Origin of the sequence: Kitasatospora sp. NPDC057500, from assembly GCF_042802195.1 — a bacterium.
In the GTDB taxonomy this organism is placed as follows: domain Bacteria; phylum Actinomycetota; class Actinomycetes; order Streptomycetales; family Streptomycetaceae; genus Kitasatospora.
The window spans coordinates 34,952-57,953 of sequence record NZ_JBHVER010000011.1; the positions used below are offsets into that span (position 1 = coordinate 34,952).

Sequence of the window (23,002 nt, forward strand, 5' to 3'; positions counted from 1 at the left end):
GATGTCATGATCCTGACGAACGAGACCCACAGACCGTCCGCCCCGCCCAGAACCGCACCGGCGGAGAGCAGCCCGACCGTCCCCCCGCTCGCCCCCGGCGCCGTGCCGGGCCTGGGCCACGCCCCCGCCCTGCTGCGCGACCCGCTCGGCTTCCTCGGCTCGCTCTCCCAACACGGCGCGGTGGTCCGGATCCGGCTCGGACCGCGCACGGTCTGCGTGGTCACCGACGCGGGACTGGTCCACACCCTGCTGGTGGCACTCGCCCACGACTGCCCGCGCGGCGCCGTCCAGGACACCCTCAAGACCGCCTTCGGGGACGGCCTGCTGATGTCCGAGGGCCGCGCCCACCGCGACCGCCGCCGGATCATCCAGCCCTCGTTCGGCCCTGACCGGATGGCCGAGTACCTCGCCGTGATGCACCAGGTCACCGAGGAGCGGGCCCGGCGCTGGCGCCCCGGCCAGGTCCTCGACGTGGCCAAGGAGATGAACCACCTCGCGCTGGAGATCGTCACCCGCGCCCTGTTCGACGCCCGGCTCAGCGAGGACGCCACGCTCGCCTTCCACCGGGCCCTGCCCGACATGGTGAAGGGCCAGATCGTCCAGTCGCTCTACCCGCACCGGTCCCTCGCCCGGCTGCCGCTGCCGGTCAACCGGCGCTTCGACGCGGCGGTCCGGGTGCTCAACGAGGTCGTCGACCAGGCGGTCAACGGCACCGCGCCGAACGGCGGGTGCCCGCTGACCGGCACCGACGGCCGGCGCGGCGCCACCCTGCCCGCGGTGCTGCGCGCCGCCGTCGACCCCGCCACCGGGCGGCCGCTCACCGAGGCCGACGTCCGCTCCGAGGCGATCACCATGTTCGGCGCCGGCACCGAGACCGTCTCCACCACGCTCACCTGGCTGATCGACGAACTGGTCCGGCACCCCCGGGTCGAGGCGCGGGTACTGGCCGAACTCGACGAGCACCTGCCGGCCGGCACCGTCCCCACCCCGGAGGCGCTCGCCCGTCTCACCTACACCCGCGCGGTCACCCAGGAGGTCGTCCGGCTGCACGCGCCGAACGCGTTCCTGATGCGCACCGCGCGCGTGCCGGTCGAGCTGGGCCCCTACCTCGTGCCGGCCGGCACCGAGCTGCTCTACAGCCTCACCGCCGTGCACCGCGACCCCGCGCTCTACCCGGAGCCGCTGCGTTTCGACCCCGGCCGCTGGTACGGCGCCGGTCAGGCGCAGGGCCCTGCGGGCCCCGGCGGCGTCGCCCGGCAGGCGTTCCTGCCGTTCGGCGCCGGCAAGCACAAGTGCATCGGCGAGGCCTTCGCCTGGGCCGAGCTGACCGTGGCGACCGCCGCCATCCTGCGCCGCTGGCGCCCGACGGCCATCCCCGGCGTCCGGGCCCGCGAGGTCGTGTGGACCACCGTCCAGGCGCAGGGCCTGCGCGTGCGGCTCACTCCGCGCGGGGGCCGCGCCCCGCACGCCCCCGGCCCGCGCCGCACGCCGGCGGGCGGTCACGAGGACTCACCCGCCCAGTGCCTCCCGATCGTCCGGCCGCGGCAGTCCGACTCCGGCCAGTACGGCCAGCACCCGCCGTTCGCGCCGCACGGCCCGCGCGGACCACGCGGGCCCCGGCCGGGCGAGCCGTGCCCGGCGGGCGCCGCGGCTCCGGCAGGTCGCACCGGCCCGACCGGTCCCAGCGGTCCCACCGGTCCGAGCGGTCCCACCGGCTCCCCGGGCTCCCCCGGTCCCGCCGGTTCCGCCCTGCTCCCCGCCCAGTCCTCGCTCGCCAACCGCCGCTCCGCGACCACCACCACAACCGTGGAGGGCCCGTATCCGAGCGCCCTGGTGACCGCGGCACGCACCGCCGCCCCCCGGACCGGAGCCACCACCCGCGGCAGTACCGCCGAACCGCTCCGCGCCACGCGCCCGGCCGCCTACCCGGGGCCGCTCAGCACGATCGTCCCGGTCACCGACCTCGGTCCGGTCACCGTGCTGCGGCCGGTCACCGCGCTGCGGCCGCTGGGCACCGTCCCCCGGCCCGCGCCGCCGGTCCGCATCGAGGCGCTGTCCGCCCCCGCCGCTCCCCCCGCCGCCCTGCGCGCACCCGACGCGCTGCGCCCGCAGGGCGAACCGCGCACCGCCGGCGAGCTGCGCGCGGCCACCGCCCGGCACAGCGACTGGGCGCTGGCCCGCGGACTGCTCGCCCCGGAGGACCTCGCCCGCTACCACACCTACGCGCTGCCCGAGCTGATCGGCCACTCGTATCCCCGCGCCCACGGCACCGAGCTGGACCTGCTGGTCGACATCCTCGGCTGGTTCACCATCCTCGACGACCGCTTCGACGGCCCGCCCGGCCGCGACCCCGCCGAGGCCCGCGCCATCGTCGGGCCACTGCTCGCCGTCCTGGCCGGGCGGCCCGTCCCCCCGGGCACCTCCCAACCCCAACTGCTCGACGCCTGGCGGGAACTGTGGCAGCGGCAGACCGCCCCCATGCCGCCGGGCTGGCGCCGGCGCGCCGCCGCCGAATGGCGCTCCTGTCTGGAGACCTTCCTCGCCGAGACCGCCCACCGGGCCGCCCGCACCCAGCCCGACCTGGCCGAGACGGTGCGGCTGCGGCGCCATGCCAGCTGCCTCTACCCCTTCATGGACATACTGGAGCACGTCCACGGCGGCGAGGCACCGGCCGGCCTGCACGCCGACCCCGCCCTGCACCGCCTGCGCGCGAACACGGCCGACGCGGCGACGCTGATCAACGACCTCTACTCGGCGGACCGCGAGGAACGCCAGAACGTCGCGGCCTTCAACACCGTGCTCACCCTGCAACGGATCCGCGGCTGCACCCGCAGCCGGGCCGCCCGCGCGGTCGGGGCCCGGATCGACCGGCTGACGGCGGAGAGCGAGGTACTGCGCCGCAGCCTGCTGCTCCGGCATCCCGCGGGCCGCTGGTACCTCGACGGCACCCGGGAGCTGGTGGAGGGCGTCTACGCCTGGACCAGCACCAGCCTGCGCTACACCGGGGAGGACGTCCCGCTCTGACCCCGGCGGGCGGCCGTCGGGCCGCACCGGACCGGTCCCGGCCGTTCCCCGGCCGGGACCGGTGGCGTCAGTCGCACGTGTCGTTCCGCTCGTTCCGCTCGTTCCGCTCGTTCCGCGTCTGGTCCTGGTCCTGGTCCGCCCGGGCGATTCCGGTCGCTTCCGGTCACTTCCGGTCGCCGAGGGCGAACAGCAGCAGCACGAACCCCGCGAACAGGTGGGTGGCGAAGATGTAGATGCCGGCCCTGATCAGCATGGCCTTGCGCCGCGTCCGCTCCTCCCGGGTGGCCTCGGCCTCCCGGCCGCGCTCGCCGGTGTTCTCACTCATGGCCGGGCACTCCTTCGGTCGACGGGCCGGTCATCGGTCGCCCGCGGGCGCGGCACCCGCCTCCGGCGCCCGCAGCTCGGTGAGCAGGGTGCCCTGGTCGGTGATCAGTTCGGTCAGGATCCGCCGTGCGGCCCGCAGCAGGTCGGCGACATCGGGCGTGCTCAGCGCGTAGACGACGGTGTTGCCCTCGCGGGTCGCCGTGACCAGCTGGGTGCGGCGCAGCACCGCCAGCTGCTGGGAGAGGTTCGAGGGCTCGATCTCGATGGCGCCGAGCAGTTCGCGCACCGGTCGCGGCCCGTCCTGGAGCAGTTCCAGGACGCGGATGCGCACCGGGTGCCCGAGCGTGCGGAAGAACTCCGCCTTCGCCTGGTACAGCGGGACCGGCATCGTCCGTCACTCCCTGCGCGTCGCTGGATGGGCCCTGGATCGGCCTCTCGGCGGGAAGCATCATCCTTGCAGATGAAGATTTCTTCAAGTCGTCACGGTCAGCCGCCCGCGCCGCCTCCCCGTTACTCCCCGCTACTCCCCGAGGGAGAGCCGCCCCGGAGCCAGCAGCTCGGCGTCCGTGATCACCATGTCCATGAAAGCGAGCGCGTCCGCCCGCCGGACGAACGGGTTCGGGTAGGACGAGCGCCGCCGCCCGCCGTCACGGATCCGCAGGCACTCGTCGACGATCCGGTGCCACCGCTCGTCGAACACCGCCCGGGCGTACTCCCCGGCACCGCGCTTGGAGGCGATCCGCCCGGTGGCGAGCGTGTAGTGCAGGCGGCTCACCCCGAGCACCCCCCAGGCCGGCCCCCACGCGTTCAGGCAGGCCAGCCCCGGCCGCGAGGCCAGCCGGGAGGCGCGCCGCCACCACGGGCGCCAGTACTCCTCCAGGTTGCCGGCCGTCCAGCCGGCCAGTTCCTCCGGGTCGGTGTCGATCATCAGTTCCTGGGCGCGCGGCCCGCAGAGCGTCACCCCGTGCCGGGCCAGGGTGTGCCAGAGCACCGGGGTGCGGCCGGACCGCACCCGGTGCCGGACGGTCCCCCCGAGCACGTGCGGCCCCGGCGGCGCCTGGGCCGGCGAGCCCGCCAGCTCGTGCCAGGTGAGGTAGGGCCCGTCGAACACGGGGCGCGGATGGCGGACCGCGAGCCGGGCGTGCACGCGCTCCAGTCCGATGAGCTGCTCCGCCGTCACCGGGTCGGCGGTCACGGCCACGAAGTCGATGTCGCTCCGCGCCGGGTGGAAGTCGTCCAGGGCCGTCGAACCGACCACGTACAGGCCCTCGACCAGCCCGGGCGCGGCGGCGTCGACCAGGGCCAGGTAGGCGTCGGCGATCTCGTGTACGAGAGGGTGCGCAGTCACGGCAGAAAGCCTGCCATCCGGATGACCCTCCGTGTCCGCTCGTTTCCGCTACGGATCGGCGCGTGTTGATCGCCCGTGCACCCTCTTCGCACCACCCTCACTCCCTTTCGCGCCACCCCTGCGCCACCCTCGCCAACCTCCGCCACCCCGGCGGCCGGGAGTCAGGGGGTCGCCGACGAAGTGCGGAGGGCGTCGACGCGGTGGACGGCCTCGGTGAAGCCGGCGGCGTCGAGGCGGCCGCTGTCGAGGGCGGTGGCGAGGGCCTCGACGGCGGCGTCGCCCTGGTCGACGTCCCGGCCCGAACAGAGCACGAGGTCCATGCCGGCCTCGGCGGCGGCGACGGCGCGGTCGCCCGCGTCGCCGAAGCCGGCGAGGGCGCCGGCTTCGAGGGCGTCGGTGACGGTCACCCCGCGGAAGCCCAGGCGGTCGCGCAACTCGCCCTGGACGACGGCGCGGGAGAGACCCGCCGGGCGGTAGGCGTCGAGGGCCGGGTAGACCGCCCAGGAGGCCATCACCAGCCGGACCCCGGCGGCGATCGCGGCGCGGTACGGCTCCTCGCCGCGGGCCCGGAGTTCGTCGAGGGGAACGGGGAGGACGACGGCGCTCGCGTCGGTGTTCGCCTCGTGGACGGCGGAGCCGAGGCCCGGGAAGTGCTTGGCCGTGGCGGCCACGCCGAGCTTCTGCTGGGCGACCAGGAAGGCGGAACCCAACTCGGCCACCACCTCCGGCCTCGGGCTGTACGAGCGCTCGAAGTGGTCGATGAAGTTGTCGGGCGTGTCGAAGACGTCGAGCACGGGCGCGAGGTTGACGTTGAGCCCCGCGTCGCTCAGGGTGCGGGCCGCTCCGGCGCCGGCTTCGGCGGCCGCCCCGGCGGGGTCGGCGGCCAGACCGGTCTGCTTGGCCGAGAGCTCCGGGGCACCGGGCAGCCGGCGGACCTTGCCGCCCTCCTGGTCGGTCATCAGCAGGAGCGGCGCACCGGTCGGCGCCTCGGCCGCGGCCCGGGTCAACTGGTCGACGGCCGCCCGGAGGCCGGCCGCCGTGGGGGCGTTCTCCTTGAAGAAGATGACGCCGGCGGCGCGGCCCGCCCGGATGGTGTCGAGCAGTTCGGGCGGCGGGGTGGGGCCGGGGTAGGAGTAGATCACGCGGCGGCCGGCGAGCTGTCGCGAATCGGTGCTGGACACGGGGGTAGTCCTCTCCGTGGGGGTGGGCCGGGTCGGGACCGTCGCCGCGGGTTCGGTCCGCGCTTCGGCGGGGTTCGGCGGCCGGGCCCCGGCTTCCGCGCCCCCGGCGCCCTCGACGCCTTCCGCGCCGGACAGGGCGAGCGGGGCCGGCGGCGCGGACGGGGCGGACGGGGCCAGGGCGGAGAGCAGCAGGACGAGGAGCGCGACGCGGATCGTTCGGCGGGGTATCGGCATCCGGGCCTCCCATGGTCGGTCGGGTCCGGGCACCCGGCCCCGGGACGGCGGGCGGGCGCGGCATGACACCAGCAGCCTCACCCCGGGAGCGGTCGTCGCGCCTCCCGGAGCAGCCGTCCGAGGACGGCGACGCCCTCCTCGATCTCGCCGGGCACGCCCGCCGCGTAGCCGAGCACCAGCCCGGGCGGGTGCGGCAGCCGGGCGTGCCAGGACAGCGGCTGCACCTTGACCCCGTGGGCCAGGGCGGCCGCGGCGAACTCGGTGTCCGTGCAGTTCAGGCCGCCGGGGAAGGTGACCATCAGATGCAGCCCGGCCGCCGCGCCGTGGACCACGGCGCCGGGCAGATGGGCCCCGACGGCGGCGGTCATCGCGTCGCGGCGGCGCCGGTGGCGCGGGCGCAGCAGCCTCAGGTGGCGTTCCAGCGCACCGGAGTCCATCAGCCGGGCGAGGACGAGTTGCGGCAGCACGGCGTTGCCGAGGTCGCTGAGCCGTTTGGCGTCGACCAGGAGGTCGCGGTAGCGGGCTGGGGCGAGCATCCAGCCGGTGCGCAGGGCGGGGGCGAGGAGCTTGGAGACGCTGCCGAGGTGGAGGACCTGTTCGGGGAGGACGCCGCGCAGCGCGGGCACCGGCGGGCGGTCGTAGCGGTGTTCGGAGTCGTAGTCGTCCTCGATGACGAGCCCGCCGTCGGCCGCCCACTGGAGCAGTTCGCGCCGCCGGGCGCCGCCGAGGACGACACCGGTCGGGAACTGGTGGGCGGGTGTGAGCAGGACGGCGCGGGCTCCGGTGGCGCGCAGCGCGTCGACCCGGATGCCCTCGGCGTCGACGGGGACGGGCGGGGTGTCGGTGATCCGGTGGCCGAGGTGCTGGCGGGTGCCGAGGGAGCCCGGGTCCTCCACGGCGACGGCGTCGAGGCCGACCGCGCGGAGCACCTCGCCGGCCAGCGCGAGCGCCTGGGCGGCCCCGGCCACGATCAGGACGTCCTCGGGGTCGGCGCGGATGCCGCGGTTGCGGCCGAGCCAGTCGGCGACGGCGCGGCGCAGGGCTGGGGTACCGCGCGGGTCGCCGTAGCCGAAGTCCTGGGCGCCGAGGTCGTGGAGGACGGCGCGTTCGGCGCGCAGCCAGGCGGCGCGGGGGAAGGCCGCGAGGTCGGGGACGCCGGGCGAGAGGTCGATCCGGGCGGGGGCGGCGCGCAGGGTCTCGAAGCTGGCCGGGACGGGCGCCTCGTCGAACGGCGAGCCCGGGCGGGGCACGGCTGCGCGGGTGGTGGCGGGGGCGTGCGGGCGCGGGCGGGTGCGCCGCCCGTTCGGCGGGTGCGCCGGCGACGCCAGGCGGGCCGTGGACCCCGGGGGTGCCGGGCGTGCCGAGTGTGCCGGGGACGGCGGGGGTGCCGGGCTTTGGGCGAACGGGTCGACCACCACGGTGCCGCCCCTGCCCCGGCCGGCGATCCGGCCCTCCTCGGTGAGACGGCGGTAGGCGTCGGTGACCACCCCGCGGGAGACCCGCAGGTCGGCGGCGAGCAGCCGGGTGGCGGGCAGGCGGCTGCCGACCGGGAGCCGGCCGTCGGCGATGGCCTGCCGGAGCCGGCGGGCCAGCCAGGCGGCGAGCCCGCCGACGGGGGCCTCGCTGGGGTCGAGCTGGAGGAAGTCGGCTCCGGCGGTTTTGGACCTGTCCTCCGGGCTGCCATTGGACCTGTGCACCGGTCCATTGTGCCGAGAGGGTAGGCGCATGACCACAAGCACCCCGCAGCACTCCGCAGTCCGTCCCGAACCGGCCGTCGGCAGCGGCCCCGGCTACGTCCACGGCTACTCCCCCGCCGAGGCCCGGCGCCTCGGCGACCAGGCCGACACCCTGGCCGGCCTGCTCCACGCCGACACCGCCTACCCGCCCGGCAGCCGGGTCCTGGAGGCCGGGTGCGGCGTCGGCGCGCAGACGGTGCACCTGCTGGACTCCAGCCCCGGGGCGCTGCTGACGGCGGCCGACGTCTCGGCGGACTCGCTCGCGAAGGCGCGGGCCCGGGTGGCCGCGCACGCGCCCGGCGCGAACGTCCGGTGGCACCACGGCGACCTGCACCGGCTGCCGTTCGCCGACGACTCGTTCGACCACGTCTTCGTCTGCTTCGTGCTGGAGCACCTCGCGGACCCGGCCGCGGCCCTGGCCGCGCTGCGCCGGGTGCTGCGCCCCGGCGGCACGCTGACCGTGATCGAGGGCGACCACGGCACGGCGTGCTTCCACCCGCGCGGCGAGGCGGCGCAGCGGGTCGTCGAGCACCTGGCCCGGCTCCAGGCGGACGCCGGCGGCGACGCCCTCATCGGACGGCGGCTGTACCCGCTGCTCGCGGACGCCGGCTTCCGGGACGTCGCGGTGAGCCTGCGCACGATGTCCGCGGACGGCGCCCGGCCCGCGCTCGTCGAGAACTTCACCCGGCGCACCTTCATCGCGATGGTCGAGGCGGTGCGGGCCGACGCTGTCGCGGCCGGCCTCACCACGCCGGAGGCGTTCGACCGGGGCGTGGCCGAGCTGCGACGTGCCGCGGAGCCGGGCGGGACGTTCCACTACACCTTCTCCAAGGCGGTCGCGGTCAACCCCTGAGCGGCCGGGCCCCTTCGACCCGGCTCCCGTCGCCGCGGCTACTCCGGGTCGTCCCCGAGGGTGCCGAGCACGACGCGCAGGGCGTCGATGAACGCGGCGGTCTGCGGCTTGTCCAGGTCGGCGAGGATGCGGCGCTCGGTGGCGAGGTGGTCGGGCAGGGCGCGGTCCATCAGGGCGTACCCCTCCTCGGTCAGGGCGACGTCGCGGCTGCGGCCGTCGGAGCCGCTGGGGGTGCGGGTGACCAGGCCGCGCGCCTCCAGCCGGTCGAGGCGCTGGCTGATCGCCCCGGAGGTGACCATCGCCGACCGCATCAGGCCGGTCGGGGTGAGCCGGTAGGGCGGGCCGCTGCGGCGGAGGGTGGCGAGCACGTCGAAGGAGGCGAAGTCGAGGTCGTGCCGGGCGAAGGTCTCCTTCAGCTCGGCGTCGACCAGCCGGCTCAGCCGCTTGAGGCGGCCGATCACCTCCATGGGGGAGACATCGAGGTCCGGACGCTCCGCGCCCCACTGCCGGACCACCCGGTCCACATGATCTTCGCGTTCTGCCATGCCCTCCAGCCTAAACGATTCCTTAGCGGTGAGATACCTCACAGCATCCGCACCCCGACCCCCTGTCCAGATTCCTTAGCGCTGAGATACATTGGCTTAGTGCTAAGGAATCGACTCGCCATCGTGCTGCTCACCGCCCTCGCCCCCGCCATCTGGGGCTCCACCTACCTCGTCACCACCGAGCTGCTGCCGCCCGGGCGGCCACTGCTCGCCGGAGTGCTCCGCGCCCTGCCCGCCGGACTGCTCCTGATCGCCCTCACCCGGCGCCTGCCGAAGGGCGACTGGTGGTGGCGCTCACTCGTCCTCGGCGCGCTGAACATCGGCGCCTTCTTCGCCCTCCTGTTCGTCGCCGCCTACCGCCTGCCCGGCGGGGTCGCCGCCACCGTCGGCGCCGTCCAGCCGCTGATCGCTGCCGGCCTCTCGGCCGCACTCCTGGGCGACCGCCTCTCCCGGCGCACCCTCCTCTCCGGCATCGCCGGCGTGGCCGGCGTCAGCCTGCTGGTCCTGCGCGCCGGCGCCCAGCTGGACGCGCTCGGCGTCCTGGCCGCGCTCGGCGGCGCGGTGGTGATGGCCACCGGCGTCGTCCTCTCCAAGCGCTGGACCTCGCCGGCCCCACTGCTCGCCACCACCGGCTGGCAGCTCACCGCGGGCGGTCTGCTGCTGCTCCCGGTCACCCTGCTGGTCGAGGGCCCGCCGCCGTCCCACCTCACCGGCGCCAACCTGCTCGGCTACGGCTACCTGAGCCTGATCGGCGCGGCCGTCGCCTACGCACTCTGGTTCCGCGGCATCCGCGCCCTGCCGCCCACCTCCGTCACCTTCCTCGGCCTGCTCAGCCCCGTGGTCGCCACCGCGCTCGGCTGGCTCGCCCTCGGCCAGGACCTCTCCCCCGTCCAGGCGATCGGCGCGCTGATCGTGCTCGGCTCGCTCGTCGCCGCGCAGACCCAGCGGCCGCGCACGCCGTCGAAGGTCGTCGCCGGGGCACCCGGGGCCGCTCCCTCCGACGGCGCGGCCGCCGACCGCACCGACTCCGGCACCGACACCGACGCCCGCGTGCGCCAGGCCGTCTGACCCCTCCCTCCCTCCCCTGATCCAGCTCCAGGAGAACCCCTCATGCGCATCACCGTGTTCGGTGCGAGCGGCAACGTCGGCAGCCGGGTCGTCGCCGAGGCGGCCGCCCGCGGCCACCGGGTCACCGCCGTCCTGCGCGACCCCTCCCGCCCGCACCGGCTGCCGCCGACCGTCGGGACCGCCACCGGTGACGCCCGCGACCCCGCCGACGTCCGCCGCCTCGCCGCCGGCCAGGACCTGCTGGTCACGGCCACCCGCCCGGCCCCCGGCCACGAGGACGAACTGGCCACCGCGACCAAGGGCCTGCTGGCCGGGCTGGCCGGAACCGGCGTGCGGCTGCTGGTCGTCGGCGGCGCCGGCAGCCTCGCCCTGCCCGGCGGCAACGGCGGCACCCTGGTGGACGCCCCGGACTTCCCCGCCGCACTGCGCCCGATCGCCGACGCCTGCGGCGAGCAGCTCGCCCTCTGCCGCGCGGACGCCGAGGTCGACTGGACCTACCTCAGCCCGGCCGCACAGCTCGAACCGGGCGAACGGACCGGCCGCTACCGGGTGGGCCGCGACGAGCTCCTGGTCGGCCCGGACGGCGTCTCGGCCATCTCGACGGAGGACCTCGCCGTGGCCCTCCTCGACGAGGCCGAGCGCCCCGCCCACCGCCGCGTCCGCTTCACCGTCGCGCACTGACCACCGCGCGCCGACCGTCCGACGACCTGGGCAACCCCGCCGCCCCCCGAGGGGGAAGCTGAACCTGACCTCCCGTCAAGGGTGGTCCAGGCACCAGGAAGAAGACGGGTGCGGACTGGATCGACCACGACCGGTTCCGGCGGCCAGGATCTACGGCATGACCACACGAACCGTCATCCGCACCCGGCGCCGCTCCCGGCTCTCCGCCCCCGGCAGGCGCACGGCAGGCCTGCTCACCGTCCTCACCCTCGCCCGGACGGCGGTCCCGGCGGGCGCCGTCGGGACGCCCGCCGGACGGGCCGCCCCCGCGGTCCCCGCCCGTTACGCCCACCAGCGACTCGACTGGCAGCCCTGCGCGGAGCGGGCCGGGCTCCCGTGCGCGACCACGGCCGTGCCCCGGGACTGGCACCACCCCGGGCGGGGGCCCGACCTCGCGGTCGCGGTCTCCCGGCACCGGGCGAGCGACCCCGGCCGGCGGATCGGCACCCTGTTCACGGCCGCCGGCGGCCCCGGCGGCAAGGGGCTGGAACGCCCGGCGGACTCCGTCTGGAACGCGCCCGCGCTCGGCGCCGCCTACGACGTCGTGGGCTTCGACCAGCGCGGCGTCGGGCGCAGCACCCGGGCCGTCTACCGGACGCCGGAGGAGTTCCGGGCGTTCTTCGCCGGGGACTTCCGCGACGACACGCCGGCCGACCGGGCCCGGGTGACCGCCGCCTCGCGCGGCCTGGCCGCCGACTGCGAGCGGCGCAGCGACGGTCTGCTGCCCCACCTGACGACCGAGCAGACCGCCCGGGACCTCGACCTGCTGCGGGCGCTGCTCGGCGAGCGCCGCATCAGCTACTACGGGCCGTCCTACGCCACCATGATCGGCTCGTACTACGCGACGCTGTTCCCGCAGCGGGTGGAGCGGATGGCGCTGGACGGCAACACCGGCTTCGACGGCACCCGGGAGCGGTTCCAGTCGCGGCTGCCGATGAGTTTCCAGCGGCGCTTCGAGGCGGACTTCCTGCCGTGGCCGGCCGCCCGGGAGCAGGTCTACCACTACGGCCCGACGGTCGCCGAGGCGAAGGCCCGCCGGGAGGCCCTGCGCGAGCACCCGGTCGTGGACGGCGCGCTCACCGTCGGGCCCAACCAGTTCGACAACGGCGCGATCCAGGCCGTCCACCGGGCGGACAACGGCTTCACCCGGCCGGCCGGGGCGCTGGACGCGCTCGACGACTGGCCCGACGCCCGGGCCGACGCCCGGGAGGTCTTCGGCAACTACCTCGACCCGGAGTTCCTCGCCGAGTACTTCGCGGTCATCTGCACCGACACCCCCGTGGACGCGCGGCCGGTCCGTCTGGGCGGACCGGGGCGCCGAGAACGCGGCACGCCGGCCGCTGGCCGGGGCCCGCGTGCTCGCCTTCCCGGCGGTCTGCGCCTCCTGGCCGGCTCCCACGGCGCCCCGGGTGCGGGTCGCGGGTGCGGGCCTGCCGCCCACGCTGATGCTCAACTCGGTGCACGACCCCGCGACGCCCATCGAGGCCGCGCGCTCCGCGCACCGGGCGCTGCGCGGCTCGCGCCTGGTGAGGGCCACCGGGAACGGCGACCACGGCCAGTACCCCGGGCCCGACCCGTGCGTGCGCTCCACCGTGGAGTCCTGCCTGCTCGCCGGGGCGGTGCCGACCGGCGACCTCACCTGCCCGTCGCCGGAGGCCGGATGAGCGGGCGTGACGCGGCCGGCGCTTGGCGGGGTCCTCCCCCCGGAGGACCCCGCCGCGAGCGGCCCGGCCCGGCGGTCGGGCGACCGTCGGGGTCAGGGTCAGGGGCGGTCCAGGGTGATGGAGTTGATCGGCGTCAGGTCGGCGTAGACGCCGGTCTGGGCCGCCAGGTCCTCGCCGCAGCCGGTGCCGTTGTAGCCGGTGCACAGGCGGGCGTGCGCGCCGCCGGACTGGTTGTTGAGCACCCAGTGCCAGCCGTTCTGGTTGCGGAGGTTGTGGGCGCCGTAGCTGTAGAAGATGTCGGTGGGCGGCCGACTGGTGTCGGCGTCCTGCGGGTAGATGCAGACCGCCCCGTACGGGCAGCCGTCCCAGGGGCCGTCGGCGGCCTGGGCGCCGGAGGTCCCCATCGTGGTGGCGCCGGCGGCCGCGAGGGCGAGCGCGGCGACGGTGTGCAGGATCTTGCGCATGGTGGTTCTCCCTCAGGTGCTGGTCCGGACCGTGTTCGGCCGGTGTTCAGCAGCGTAGGAAGGGTCCGTGCGCAGCGGTCCCTGACGGATGACAGGGGGCCGGGGCGGGGGGACTCCGGACCGGGGCCCGGCCGCGGGTCAGCGCTGCGCGGCGAAGGTGTCGCAGCGGGCCGGGTCCCCGCTGCGGTAGCCGGTGGTGAACCAGGCCTTGCGCTGGTCGGAGGAGCCGTGGGTCCAGGTGTCGGGGTCGATCCGGCCGGTGGCCTGCTTCTGGATCCGGTCGTCGCCGACGGCCGCCGCGGCGTCCAGGCCCTGGGCGATGTCCTGCTCGGTGAGGGTGCTGATCAGCGGCCGTCCGGTGGAGGCCTGCGGGGTGGTGGTGGCGTGGTGGGCCCAGACCCCGGCGTAGCAGTCGGCCTGGAGCTCAAGCTTCACCGAGGCGCTGTCCCGGCCCTGCCGGTCCTGTCCGACCTTCTGCATGGTGCCGGTCAGGTTCTGGATGTGGTGGCCGTACTCGTGGGCGACGACGTAGGACTCGGCGAACGGGCCGCCGGTGGCGCCGAAGCGGGTGGACAGCTGGTCGAAGAAGCCGAGGTCGAAGTAGGCCCGCCGGTCGCCGGGGCAGTAGAACGGGCCGACGGCGGAGCTCGCCGCGCCGCAGGCGGTGGAGACCCGGCCGGTGAACAGGACCGTCTCGGCGGGCCGGTAGGCGACCCCGGACCGGGGCAGTTGGCCGCCCCAGTACTCCTGGAGGCTGTTGGTGACGGCGACGATCCGGCAGTCCTGGCGGCGGTTGGCGTCGGCGCCGGTCCGGCAGACCTGCTGGACCTCCCCCGCGGTGGTGGTGGTCCCGCCGGACCCGGCGTTCGACCCGCCGCCGTCGGAGAGCCCGAGGACGCTCGGGTCGACGCCGAAGAGCACCGCGATCAGGACGGCGATCAGACCGGCCGCGCCACCGCCGACGGCGACCTTCCCGCCGGGGATGCGGCGCCGGTCGTCCACCTGCGAGGTGTCGAGGTCGCCCTGGTCGTCGAACTGCATGCGTCCGTCCCTTGTGGTGCTGCCGGCGCCCGTGCGGCGCCGGGCGGCCAGGCCCGGCCGCCCGGCCACGGTAGCCGCTCCGCGCGCCGGCTCCGGCGAAGGACGCGCAGGTCAGAGGGGGTATTCCGGGGATGCATCAAGTTCCGTGACCGGGGGTCGCGGGCTCGTCACTCCGCGCCTGGCCGACCGGGAACGCTTCGGCCCGGCGTCGCACCTCCCCCGGGAGGCCGGGCGCTGGGGCCGTCATCACCGCCGGGGCCGTCATCACCCGGCGCAGGGCGCCGGCGAGCCGGGCCGCCTGCGCGGGCCGGACCGGGCCGGGGCGCGCCGTCCACACGGCCGCGGCGCGGCCGAGCACCGCGGAGAGCAGGTCGCCCGGGTGGAGGTCGCCTTCGCCGGGCGGGTCTTGGCAGAGCAGCTCGACGGCACGTGGGAGGAGGTGGGAAGTCCGATGTCCTGGCCGATGAGCAGCCGAAGGTCCTCGACGCCGAGTTCGGCGACCGGGCGGCGGCGCAGCGCGTGGGCGGTCGCGGCCGGCCGGGCGGCGTCCGCCCCCGGTTCGGGCCACCGGGTGCCTTCGAGGTCCTCCAGCGATCCGGGTACCACCGGACCGCCGCCGCGAGACCCGGCGGTGCGAGACCCGCCGCCACGGGCTCGGCCGCCGCGAGGCCCGGCCGGGCGGGTGCGACGGCTCACCGCACTGCCACGCCCTCGGCCGGTCCGGCGTCGAGCTGCTGCCGCCCGACCACCCGGAGCAGTTCGAGGCGCTCGGCGCTCACGGTGCCGGGCGGCGCGGTGTGGACCAGGAGCAACTGGTCCTCGCCCGCGGCGGCCAGCACCTCGCAGTCGAGGTCGAGCCGGCCGACCACCGGGTGCAGGACGGTCTTGCGGTCGCTGCGCCGGACGGCCACGTCGTGCCGCGCCCAGTGGCCGGCGAACTCCTCGCCGGTGGCGAGCAGGCGTGCCAGCAGCCGGCCCAGCCGCGCGTCCCCCGGGCGGGCCGCGTGGGCGGCGCGCAGATGGGCGACGTACGCGCGGGCCGCCTCCTCGTGCTGCTCGGCGGGCAGAAGCGCCCGGCAGGCGGGCTCGGTGAACCAGCGCAGCACCACGTTGCGCCGCTCCGGCGGCCACTGCTCGACGTCGCCGAACAGCGCCGCGGCCATCGGGTTCTGGGCGAGCACGTCGCCGATGTCCGACACCACCTGGGCCGGGGTGTCGTGCAGCCGGTCCAGGATCAGCAGCAGGCCGGGCCGGACATGGGTGAGCGGGGTGTGCCGGCGCGGCGGCCGGTGGCCGGCGAGGTGGAAGAGGTGGTCGCGCTCGTCCTCGGTCAGCCGCAGGGCCCGGGCGAGGGCGGCGACCAGCTGCGCCGAGGGCTGCGGGCCTCGGCGCTGCTCCAGTCGCGCGTAGTAGTCCACCGAGAGCCCGGCGAGCTGGGCCACCTCCTCCCGGCGCAGTCCTGGCGTGCGGCGGCGCGCACCGGGCGGCAGACCGACGTCGGCGGGGGTGAGCCCGGCGCGACGGCGGGTCAGGAAGTCGGCGAGGGCGGGTCGGTCGATCACCGGCCCATCCTCCGTCCCACGCGGGCCGTTCAACCAGGGACTGCCGGTCCCTGGTTGAGGAGGTCCCTGCCACGGCCGCCGCCGCTGCGCCACCGTGGTCACGGGGAGGGCGACGCCGGACGCGCCGGCGCTGGACTGCCGCTCTCCCCGCCCATGAGCGACCACCTCCACGAGGAGTGATGAGCGATGACGACGTTCCTGGTGACGGGCTCGACCGGCAGGGTCGGCCGACGGTTCGTACCGCGGCTGGCCCGGTGGGCCGGGCGGGGCGCGGTACGGGTGCTGGTGCGGCAGGAGGCGCAGGCGGAGGCGGCCACCGCCCTCGGCCTCCAGGCCGTCGTCGGCGACCTGCGGGACCAGGCCGCCCGGGCGCGGGCACTGGAGGGTGCCTCCGTGGTGGTGCACGCGGCCGCCGGCCGGCGGGGGGCTCCGGACGAGGAGGCCTTCGAGGTCAACCGGGACGCCACCGTCGCCCTCGGTCGTGAGGCCGCCGGGGCCGGGGTCCGGCGCTTCGTGCACACCAGCACCAACCTGGTGTACCCGCGCCGGCTCGGCCGGCCGGCCGTGGAGGACGACCCGCTGGACCCGTCCCCGCTCTGGGGCGCCTACGGTGCCTCCAAGGCGGCCGGGGAGCGCGGGCTCCGCGAGCTGGGCGACCGGCTGCCGCTGGTCGTGGTCCGGCCCGCCTTCGTCTACGGCGACGGCGACCCGCACCTCGCGGACTCGCTGTTCTGGGCCGGCCGCTGGCCCTCGCACCAGCGACTGCCCGTCGTCCACCACGCCGACGTGGCGCGGGCGCTGTGGGCCGCGGCGGTGACACCGGGCGTGGAAGGACGCGCCTACAACGTCGCGGACGACGCCCCGGTGACCGCCTGGGACCTCCACGAGATCAACGAGGTGCCCCGCCCGGAAGCCTGGAACACCGCCCCCGGCGAGGTGCCGGACGCCCACGCGGTGGTCGCGCCGGAGGGCGTGGGGCCCGCCGACCCGTGGGAGGGCCAGGTCTCCACCGCCGCGATCCGCCGCGAGCTGGGCTGGCGCCCGCTCTACCCGTCGGTGTGGACGGCCCGCGACGCGGGCGCGCTGTAGGGGCCGGGCCCGACCGGGTGGCTACGGTGGCGGCATGATCACTCATCTGGTCCCCACCTGGGAGGTCTCGGCGAGCCGGGGCGTCGAGACCGCCTGGATCGAACTCGGCGACGGCACGCTGCGCGCCCGCGGGCGGGTGGCCGGCCTGGTGCCCGCGCCCTACTGGCTCGACTACCAGCTCGACACCGGGCCCGCCTGGGCCACCCGGCGGCTCGCCGTCCGCGCCGCTTCGGCGGAGGGCACCCGGGAGCTGGAGCTGCTGAACGACGACGGCCGGTGGACCGTCGACGGGCGCCACCGGCCCGAGCTGGACGGGGCGCTCGACTGCGACCTCGGGCTCTCCCCGCTGACCAACACCATGCCGGTGCTGCGCCACCGGCTCCACCGGGAACCGGGGCGGCACGACTTCCTGATGGCGTGGGTCCGGGTGCCCGACCTGACGGTGCACCCTTCCCACCAGACGTACACCCACCTGGGACCGGCCGGAGGCGACGGCGACGCCACCGGCGCTGCGGCGGCAACCGTCCGGTACGAGTCCGGGGACTTCCGCAGCGACCTGCTGTTCGACCGGTACGGCCTGGTCCTCGACTACCCCGACCTGGCACGCCGCCACGGCTGAGCCCCCGGCCGCCGGACACACCTCCCGGTGCATCCGGCGGCCGACGGCCCCGCCGCGTCCCCGCTAGCGGGCGGCGGCCCCCGGCGCCGGGGCGTACCCGGCCGGGCGGGTGGTGAAGGTGCCCCGGCCCTGGGTGCGGCTGCGCAGCGCGGTCGCGTAGCCGAACAGCTCGGCGAGCGGCACGACCGCCGTCACCACCGCCGTCCCGCCACGCGGGTCCGAGCCCCGGACGCGGCCCCGGCGGGCCGCGAGGTCGCCGAGGACACCGCCCACCGCCTCCTGCGGCACCGTCACCGTCACCTCGGCGACCGGTTCCAGGAGCACCGTCCGGCAGGACCGCAGCGCCTCGCGCAGCGCCAGCCGCCCCGCGGTGCGGAAGGCGAGCTCCGAGGAGTCCTCGGGATGGGTGACCCCGTCGGTCAGGACGACCCGCAGGCCGGTGACCGGGTGGCCGCCCAGCGGGCCCTCGGCGAGCGCGTCCCGGCAGCCGGCCTCGACCGCCTGGACGTACTCCTTGGGCACCCGCCCACCGGTGACGGTGGACGCGAACGCGAATCCGCCTCCGTCCTCCCCCGCAGCCGGGCCGACCAGCGGCTCCACGTCGATCACCACGTGGGCGAACCGGCCGGCGCCGCCGTCCTGTTTGACGTGCCGGTGGACATGTCCGGTGACCCCGCGCTCCACCGTCTCCCGGTGGGCGACCTGCGGACGGCCGACGGCCACCTCGATCCCGTGCGCCCGGCGGATCTGCTCCACCGCCACCTCCAGGTGCAGTTCGCCCAGCCCGGACAGCACCCGCTGCCCGGTCTCCGGATCGGTGCGGACGACCAGCGACGGGTCCTCCTCGGCGAGCCGGGCGAGCGCGACGGCCAGCCGGTCGGTGTCGACCGAGCGCCGCGCCTCGACGGCCACCGTCACCACCGGCACCGCGGCGACGGCCGGCTCCAGGAGCAGCGGTGCGCCGGGCGCGCAGAGCGTCGTGCCGGTGCGCGCGGCCTTGAGACCGACCACCGCGACGATGTCACCGGCGACGGCCGCGTCCGCTTCGAGGTGGTGGGCGGCGACCTGCATGATCCGGGCGATCCGTTCGGTGCGGCCGGTCCCGGCGTCCAGCACGGTGTCCCCCTTGCGCAGTGTGCCCGAGTACAGGCGCAGACAGGTGAGCCGGCCGGAGGCGCTGACGTTCACCTTGAACACCAGTGCGGCGAGCGGCCCGTCGGGATCGGCGGCCCGCTCCGCCTCCCCGGCGTCCGTCCTGCCGCGCACCGCCGGAACGTCCAGCGGCGAGGGCAGGTAGGCGGTGACGGCGTCCAGCAGCGGCTCGATCCCGCGGTTGCGGTAGGCCGAGCCGCACAGCACCACCACGGCCTCGCCGCCGAGGGTGAGGTCGCGCAGCGCGGCGGCCAGGGTCGCGGTGGAGAGCGCCGAGTGCTCGACGTACTCCTCCAGGGCGGCCGGGTGGAGCCCGGCCACCGCCTCGTCCAGCAGCGCGCGCCGCCGCTCGGCCTCGGCCCGCAGCACGTCGGGCACCGGGCCCTCCCGCAGGTCGTCCCCGTCGGGTCCGTCGTCCCAGGCCATGGCACGCATCGTCAGCAGGTCGACCACGCCGGTGAAGCCGCCCTCCCGCCCGATCGGCAGCTGAACGGCCAGCGGAGCCGGGTGCAGCCGCTCACGGATCGAGGCGACGGCCGCGTCCAGGTCGGCGCCGGCCCGGTCCAGCTTGTTGACGAAGGCGATCCTCGGCACGCCGTGCCGGTCGGCCTGGCGCCAGACGCTCTCGCTCTGCGGCTCCACGCCCGCGACGGCGTCGAACACCGCGACCGCCCCGTCCAGCACCCGCAGCGAGCGCTCGACCTCGTCGGCGAAGTCGACATGGCCGGGGGTGTCGACGAGGTTGATCCGGTGATCGCCCCAGACGCAGCTGACCGCCGCCGCGGAGATGGTGATGCCGCGCTCGCGCTCCTGCGGGTGGCAGTCGGTGACGGTGGTGCCGTCGTGCACCTCGCCACGCCGGTGGGTCTCGCCGGTCAGGTAGAGGATCCGCTCGGTGACGGTGGTCTTGCCCGCGTCCACGTGGGCGAGGATGCCCAGGTTGCGGACGGCGGCGATGCCGGCGGTCCCGGTGGTGGTACGGATGTCGGTGCTGCGCATGGCCCGGTGCCTTTCGAAGCTCTCGGGAGAAGAAGGGCAGCGCGATTGCGGCGACGACGGCGCCCGGCGCTTCCCGGTCCCGCGTCAGGTCGTCGCACGCCCCCGGTGCCGGCCGCGCAGCGGGCACCGGAAGGACGAGGACACCAGGATCACCTCGAACCGGGACGAGGGAACGACGGCAGCGCTGCGGTGACGCACGACCGACCCTCCCTCGACTCATCACGGCACGCACCGCCCCGAGCCCGCGGGCGGCACGCCTCTGGACGCCGAGTGTAGGAACCGCCCCGCCCCGGGGCACCCGGTTTTCCCCGTCCCCCGCCCCCCGTCCCCCGTCAGCCGTCAGCCGTCAGCCGCGACGGCCGAGGGCCTTGGCCCGGGAGTGCGACCACCCCGCCAGCAGGACGCCTGCGACCAGCGCCAGCAGATGGCCGGCCAACGCGGCTGCGAAGCCGCCGGGGAGCCGGCCGAGCAGGCCGGTGTCGCCGTGGTCCAGCAGGAGACGGATGGTCCCCTGGGCGCCGAGCACGGTCAGCGCCGCACCGGCGATCTGCAGGATGTCGTACTTCACGGACGCCTCCCGGGTGGAGTGATCGAGTCCCGCCGCCGGTTGCCATGCAACTGCATTGGGGTTTCCATGCGGTTGCACTGTAATAGCATGGGGCGGCGGAAGCAATGCGATCGCATGGCCATCCACCGCCGGGAGGAGACGGACGATGCCGAAGCTCGTGGACCACGAGGAACGCCGCGCCCGGCTCGTGGAAGCGGTCTGGGCCCTGGCCGCCCGCAGCGGACTGGAGGGCGTGACGCTGCGCAAGGTCGCCGCCGAGGCCGGGGTGTCGATGGGCCAGGTCCAGCACTACTACCCCGTGATGGACCGGCTGCTCCGCGACGCCCTGGAGCGGGCGGTCCTGGAGACCAACCGCGCGATCGAACGCCGGATCGAGGCCGCCGGCGACCACCGACCGGCCACTCTCCTGCGGACCTGCCTGCACGCCCTGATCGACACGGACGCCGAGGGCACCCGGCTGATCCGCTTCGCGGTCGCCGTCCTCGGCCGTGCGATGTCCGACCCGGCAACGGCAACCGTCCTCGGCCCGGGCAGCGAGGAACTCCTCTCCTTCACCGCCTACCTGATCACCGGCGCCCGCCACGCACGCGACGGCGGCGAGGGCCCGCCCGAGCCCGCGGACCTGGTCGAGGCGGACATCTGCTGGACCCTGGCCACCGGCCTCGCCGTGGACACCGCGATCGGCCTGCGCACCCCCGAGGCCGCCCGGGCCGTGCTCGACCACCACCTGACCCGGCTCCTCGGCCCCGAGGATCCGCCCGGGAGCCCCCGACAGGGCGGCCGGCCGGAAGGCACGGCCGGCCCTTCCGGTGGCGCGGACGCCGGGAGCTGAGCGGGGATCCCCGGCGTTCTCGACCGAGAGGGGGCATCCCGTACCCGGCTTCAAGCCGATGGACCTCGTCGTCCTGGCCGACGACGGGGGCAACAGCGTCCGCGCCCTCGGGCCGGATCCCTCCCGGCCGCAGGGGCCTGCGGCCCAGATCGTCGCCAGGGCGCCGTTCGTGGCGGGGCGGACCGGTCCGGTCCGGTCCGGTCCGGCGCGCTGCGACCGCAGACTGCGGCCCCGGGCGGAAACCCCGGACAGACTCGACGCCGACGAAGCCGACGAATCCGCCGCCCGGACGGAGCGGGACCGCGGACCTTCCCCCTCGGTCCGGCTCACCGGCGACCGGGACTGTCCCGCAACCGCGGTGGAGGACGACCACCCGATGGCCACCGTACGCGCGCCCGTCGCGCTGCCCGCCGGTTGGATCAACGACCATCGGGAGCGGTTGCGGACACCACTGCGTACCTGGCGCGGACTCAGCGCCGCCGGGGCAGGGACTGGGGCCTCCACCCGGAAGGCGCGCCCGGCTCCGCTGCGGCCCGCGCCCGGCGGGACGGGCGGCCGAGGGTCACGCCGGCCAGGACCAGGAGGAGGCCGGCGAGTTGGAGGAGGCCGAGGCTCTCGCCCGCCAGTGCCGTGCCGAGGAGGACGCCGGTCAGGGGGTTGAGCAGGCCCACCAGGCCGACCGTTCCGGGCGGGAGGTGGCGCAGGCCGGTGAACCAGGCGGCGAAGGCCAGGGCGGTGGCCACCACCGTGACGTAGCCGAAGGCGAGCAGTTCCGGCCCGGTGGGGGCGGCGGGGGCACCCTCGAAGACCGCCGCCAGGGGGAGCAGGACCAGGCCGCCGGCCAGCAGTTGCCAGGCGGTGGCGGTGAGCGCGTCCGCGCCGTCGCGCCAACGGGCGGCGAGGACGTAGCCCAGCGAGGAGACGAGCATCGCCGCCGCCGAGGCGGCCAGGCCGGGGAGGCCGACCGGCCCGGTGCGGGTCAGCAGCATCAGGCCGACCCCGGCCAGGCCGGTCAGCGCGCCGAGCAGGTGGGACCGGGCGGGACGGCCGGCGTTCAGGGCCCACGCGAGCAGCAGCATCGCGAGCGGCGAGGCGGCCATCACGGTGGAGGCGACGCTGGTGGCCAGCGACTGCGAGGCGATGTAGAGGAGGACGAAGAACCCCGCGGTGTTGAGCAGCCCGAGCAGCGCCGAGCGCCACCACCAGGGGCCGCGCGGGCGGCGCGGGCGCAGCGCCAGCAGCAGCAGGCCGGCCGGCAGGGCCCGCAGGGCGGCGCCCCAGAGCGGACGGTCGGCCGGGAGGAACTCGCGGGTGACGTAGTAGTTGGCGCCCCAGGCCACCGGCGCGACGGCGGTCAGCAGGACCCACCGAAAACTTGCTTCCATGGAAGGCAATATAACTTCCCAGGAAGCTACTGCGCTACGATGAGGCCATGGAGCAGCACAGCCCGGACCACGTCGCCCTCATCCAGGCCGAGTGGCACCGCGAACGGCCCGACCTCGATGTCTCCCCGCAGGCGGTGATCGGCCGGCTGCACCGGCTGGCCGGCCGGCTCACCGAGGAGCTCTGCCTGGTCTACGGGCGCTACGGGCTGGGCGAGGGCGAGTTCGACGTGCTGGCGGCGCTGCGCCGGGCGGGCGCGCCGTTCGAGCGGGCGCCCGGGGAGCTGGCCGCGCACACCATGGTCACCACGGGTGCCATGACCAAGCGGATCGACCGGCTGGAGCGGGCGGGCCTGGTCACCCGTCGGCGCAGCGAGGCGGACGGGCGCGGTCGGGTGGTCGCCCTCACCGAGGCGGGCCGGCGGCTGATCGACGAGGCGTTCACCGCCCACATGCGCAATGAGCACCGCCTGCTGGACCTGCTCACCGCCGAGGAGGCGGCAGCCCTGGAGGGCCTGCTGACGACCTGGCAGCGGCGCCTCGACCACCTCGCAGGCCCGACGGAGAAATCCGGATGATCCGACCGGATCCCGCACG

21 protein-coding genes and 3 pseudogenes are annotated in these 23,002 nt (G+C 76.1%); 11 read left to right on the top strand and 13 right to left on the bottom strand.

What is annotated here, in order from left to right:
• Window positions 1-6: 6 nt before the first annotated feature.
• Window positions 7-3,024 carry a cytochrome P450 gene (locus ACFU74_RS04140; protein ID WP_380751424.1) on the top strand — a complete coding sequence of 1,006 codons (3,018 nt, stop codon included), beginning with the start codon at window positions 7-9 and terminating at the stop codon, window positions 3,022-3,024.
• A gap of 163 nt (window positions 3,025-3,187) precedes the next feature.
• Here ACFU74_RS04140 and ACFU74_RS04145 read toward each other — a convergent pair whose 3' ends face one another.
• From ACFU74_RS04145 to ACFU74_RS04165, 5 genes are all read right to left on the bottom strand, one after another.
• Window positions 3,188-3,349, bottom strand: a complete 162-nt coding sequence (locus tag ACFU74_RS04145) for a DUF6126 family protein (RefSeq protein ID WP_380751427.1) — start codon at window positions 3,347-3,349, stop codon at window positions 3,188-3,190.
• Window positions 3,350-3,379: 30 nt separating this feature from the next.
• Entirely contained in the window at window positions 3,380-3,736 is a 357-nt protein-coding gene (locus ACFU74_RS04150; protein WP_380751430.1) for an ArsR/SmtB family transcription factor, read from the bottom strand.
• 132 nt (window positions 3,737-3,868) lie between these two features.
• Window positions 3,869-4,696, bottom strand: coding sequence for a nucleotidyltransferase domain-containing protein (locus tag ACFU74_RS04155; RefSeq protein ID WP_380751433.1), 828 nt, complete (start codon window positions 4,694-4,696; stop codon window positions 3,869-3,871).
• A 161-nt stretch (window positions 4,697-4,857) separates the two neighbouring features.
• Window positions 4,858-5,877 carry a glycoside hydrolase family 3 N-terminal domain-containing protein gene (locus ACFU74_RS04160; protein ID WP_380751436.1) on the bottom strand — a complete coding sequence of 340 codons (1,020 nt, stop codon included), beginning with the start codon at window positions 5,875-5,877 and terminating at the stop codon, window positions 4,858-4,860.
• A 311-nt stretch (window positions 5,878-6,188) separates the two neighbouring features.
• Window positions 6,189-7,808: a PLP-dependent aminotransferase family protein gene (locus ACFU74_RS04165; RefSeq protein ID WP_380751439.1), complete on the bottom strand. Its 1,620-nt coding sequence runs from the start codon at window positions 7,806-7,808 to the stop codon at window positions 6,189-6,191.
• A 28-nt stretch (window positions 7,809-7,836) separates the two neighbouring features.
• Between ACFU74_RS04165 and ACFU74_RS04170 the strand changes: the two genes are divergently transcribed.
• On the top strand, window positions 7,837-8,700 hold the full coding sequence (locus ACFU74_RS04170; protein WP_380751442.1) for a methyltransferase domain-containing protein: 864 nt from the start codon (window positions 7,837-7,839) through the stop codon (window positions 8,698-8,700).
• A gap of 38 nt (window positions 8,701-8,738) precedes the next feature.
• Here ACFU74_RS04170 and ACFU74_RS04175 read toward each other — a convergent pair whose 3' ends face one another.
• The gene (locus tag ACFU74_RS04175; RefSeq protein ID WP_380751445.1) at window positions 8,739-9,245 is read right to left on the bottom strand and encodes a MarR family winged helix-turn-helix transcriptional regulator; all 507 of its coding nucleotides are present in this window, start codon (window positions 9,243-9,245) and stop codon (window positions 8,739-8,741) included.
• A 99-nt stretch (window positions 9,246-9,344) separates the two neighbouring features.
• On the opposite strand from ACFU74_RS04175, the gene ACFU74_RS04180 reads away from it, so the two are divergent.
• From ACFU74_RS04180 to ACFU74_RS04195, 4 genes and pseudogenes are all read left to right on the top strand, one after another.
• The gene (locus ACFU74_RS04180) at window positions 9,345-10,313 is read left to right on the top strand and encodes an EamA family transporter (protein ID WP_380751448.1); all 969 of its coding nucleotides are present in this window, start codon (window positions 9,345-9,347) and stop codon (window positions 10,311-10,313) included.
• A gap of 42 nt (window positions 10,314-10,355) precedes the next feature.
• Window positions 10,356-10,994: an NAD(P)-dependent oxidoreductase gene (locus ACFU74_RS04185; protein WP_380751451.1), complete on the top strand. Its 639-nt coding sequence runs from the start codon at window positions 10,356-10,358 to the stop codon at window positions 10,992-10,994.
• Window positions 10,995-11,151: 157 nt separating this feature from the next.
• Window positions 11,152-11,946, top strand: a pseudogene (locus ACFU74_RS04190) (alpha/beta fold hydrolase); the annotation flags it as partial.
• Window positions 11,947-12,388: 442 nt separating this feature from the next.
• Entirely contained in the window at window positions 12,389-12,697 is a 309-nt protein-coding gene (locus ACFU74_RS04195) for an alpha/beta hydrolase (RefSeq protein WP_380751454.1), read from the top strand.
• A gap of 98 nt (window positions 12,698-12,795) precedes the next feature.
• Here ACFU74_RS04195 and ACFU74_RS04200 read toward each other — a convergent pair whose 3' ends face one another.
• The 4 genes and pseudogenes from ACFU74_RS04200 to ACFU74_RS04215 all read right to left on the bottom strand — a co-directional run bounded on the left by ACFU74_RS04200 (window position 12,796) and on the right by ACFU74_RS04215 (window position 15,761).
• Window positions 12,796-13,161 carry a hypothetical protein gene (locus tag ACFU74_RS04200; RefSeq protein WP_380751457.1) on the bottom strand — a complete coding sequence of 122 codons (366 nt, stop codon included), beginning with the start codon at window positions 13,159-13,161 and terminating at the stop codon, window positions 12,796-12,798.
• Between the two features lie 138 nt (window positions 13,162-13,299).
• Window positions 13,300-14,202 (bottom strand): neutral zinc metallopeptidase, encoded by a 903-nt coding sequence (locus tag ACFU74_RS04205; RefSeq protein ID WP_380751460.1) that lies wholly within the window; start codon window positions 14,200-14,202, stop codon window positions 13,300-13,302.
• 136 nt (window positions 14,203-14,338) lie between these two features.
• Window positions 14,339-14,898: pseudogene (locus ACFU74_RS04210) on the bottom strand (contact-dependent growth inhibition system immunity protein).
• The gene (locus tag ACFU74_RS04215; protein WP_380751543.1) at window positions 14,895-15,761 is read right to left on the bottom strand and encodes a helix-turn-helix transcriptional regulator; all 867 of its coding nucleotides are present in this window, start codon (window positions 15,759-15,761) and stop codon (window positions 14,895-14,897) included. Before ACFU74_RS04215 ends, ACFU74_RS04210 begins: the two are co-directional and overlap by 4 nt.
• A 189-nt stretch (window positions 15,762-15,950) precedes the next feature.
• On the opposite strand from ACFU74_RS04215, the gene ACFU74_RS04220 reads away from it, so the two are divergent.
• Window positions 15,951-16,853, top strand: a complete 903-nt coding sequence (locus ACFU74_RS04220) for an NAD-dependent epimerase/dehydratase family protein (RefSeq protein ID WP_380751463.1) — start codon at window positions 15,951-15,953, stop codon at window positions 16,851-16,853.
• 34 nt (window positions 16,854-16,887) lie between these two features.
• Entirely contained in the window at window positions 16,888-17,472 is a 585-nt protein-coding gene (locus tag ACFU74_RS04225; RefSeq protein ID WP_380751466.1) for a putative glycolipid-binding domain-containing protein, read from the top strand.
• Between the two features lie 63 nt (window positions 17,473-17,535).
• Here ACFU74_RS04225 and fusA read toward each other — a convergent pair whose 3' ends face one another.
• On the bottom strand, window positions 17,536-19,623 hold the full coding sequence (gene fusA / locus ACFU74_RS04230) for an elongation factor G (RefSeq protein WP_380751469.1): 2,088 nt from the start codon (window positions 19,621-19,623) through the stop codon (window positions 17,536-17,538).
• A 346-nt stretch (window positions 19,624-19,969) separates the two neighbouring features.
• Entirely contained in the window at window positions 19,970-20,191 is a 222-nt protein-coding gene (locus tag ACFU74_RS04235) for a hypothetical protein (RefSeq protein ID WP_380751472.1), read from the bottom strand.
• 145 nt (window positions 20,192-20,336) lie between these two features.
• On the opposite strand from ACFU74_RS04235, the gene ACFU74_RS04240 reads away from it, so the two are divergent.
• Both ACFU74_RS04240 and ACFU74_RS04245 read left to right on the top strand, forming a co-directional pair.
• Window positions 20,337-21,023: a TetR/AcrR family transcriptional regulator gene (locus ACFU74_RS04240; RefSeq protein WP_380751475.1), complete on the top strand. Its 687-nt coding sequence runs from the start codon at window positions 20,337-20,339 to the stop codon at window positions 21,021-21,023.
• Window positions 21,024-21,081: 58 nt separating this feature from the next.
• Window positions 21,082-21,474, top strand: a pseudogene (locus tag ACFU74_RS04245) (DUF5959 family protein); the annotation flags it as partial.
• 19 nt (window positions 21,475-21,493) lie between these two features.
• Here ACFU74_RS04245 and ACFU74_RS04250 read toward each other — a convergent pair.
• Window positions 21,494-22,408 (bottom strand): EamA family transporter, encoded by a 915-nt coding sequence (locus tag ACFU74_RS04250; protein ID WP_380751478.1) that lies wholly within the window; start codon window positions 22,406-22,408, stop codon window positions 21,494-21,496.
• 47 nt (window positions 22,409-22,455) lie between these two features.
• Between ACFU74_RS04250 and ACFU74_RS04255 the strand changes: the two genes are divergently transcribed.
• Complete coding sequence (locus ACFU74_RS04255) at window positions 22,456-22,983, top strand: MarR family winged helix-turn-helix transcriptional regulator (protein WP_380751481.1); 528 nt, start codon at window positions 22,456-22,458, stop codon at window positions 22,981-22,983.
• The last annotated feature ends 19 nt before the right edge of the window (window positions 22,984-23,002 follow it).

Coding starts and splice junctions, on each gene's coding strand:
- ACFU74_RS04140 (WP_380751424.1), top strand. CDS start 7: ATGATCCTGACGAACGAGACCCACAGACCGTCCGCCCCGCCCAGAACC.
- ACFU74_RS04185 (WP_380751451.1), top strand. CDS start 10,356: ATGCGCATCACCGTGTTCGGTGCGAGCGGCAACGTCGGCAGCCGGGTC.
- ACFU74_RS04175 (WP_380751445.1), bottom strand. CDS start 9,245: ATGGCAGAACGCGAAGATCATGTGGACCGGGTGGTCCGGCAGTGGGGC.
- fusA (WP_380751469.1), bottom strand. CDS start 19,623: ATGCGCAGCACCGACATCCGTACCACCACCGGGACCGCCGGCATCGCC.
- ACFU74_RS04220 (WP_380751463.1), top strand. CDS start 15,951: ATGACGACGTTCCTGGTGACGGGCTCGACCGGCAGGGTCGGCCGACGG.
- ACFU74_RS04205 (WP_380751460.1), bottom strand. CDS start 14,202: ATGCAGTTCGACGACCAGGGCGACCTCGACACCTCGCAGGTGGACGAC.
- ACFU74_RS04200 (WP_380751457.1), bottom strand. CDS start 13,161: ATGCGCAAGATCCTGCACACCGTCGCCGCGCTCGCCCTCGCGGCCGCC.
- ACFU74_RS04150 (WP_380751430.1), bottom strand. CDS start 3,736: ATGCCGGTCCCGCTGTACCAGGCGAAGGCGGAGTTCTTCCGCACGCTC.
- ACFU74_RS04170 (WP_380751442.1), top strand. CDS start 7,837: ATGACCACAAGCACCCCGCAGCACTCCGCAGTCCGTCCCGAACCGGCC.
- ACFU74_RS04145 (WP_380751427.1), bottom strand. CDS start 3,349: ATGAGTGAGAACACCGGCGAGCGCGGCCGGGAGGCCGAGGCCACCCGG.
- ACFU74_RS04240 (WP_380751475.1), top strand. CDS start 20,337: ATGCCGAAGCTCGTGGACCACGAGGAACGCCGCGCCCGGCTCGTGGAA.
- ACFU74_RS04250 (WP_380751478.1), bottom strand. CDS start 22,408: ATGGAAGCAAGTTTTCGGTGGGTCCTGCTGACCGCCGTCGCGCCGGTG.
- ACFU74_RS04225 (WP_380751466.1), top strand. CDS start 16,888: ATGATCACTCATCTGGTCCCCACCTGGGAGGTCTCGGCGAGCCGGGGC.
- ACFU74_RS04255 (WP_380751481.1), top strand. CDS start 22,456: ATGGAGCAGCACAGCCCGGACCACGTCGCCCTCATCCAGGCCGAGTGG.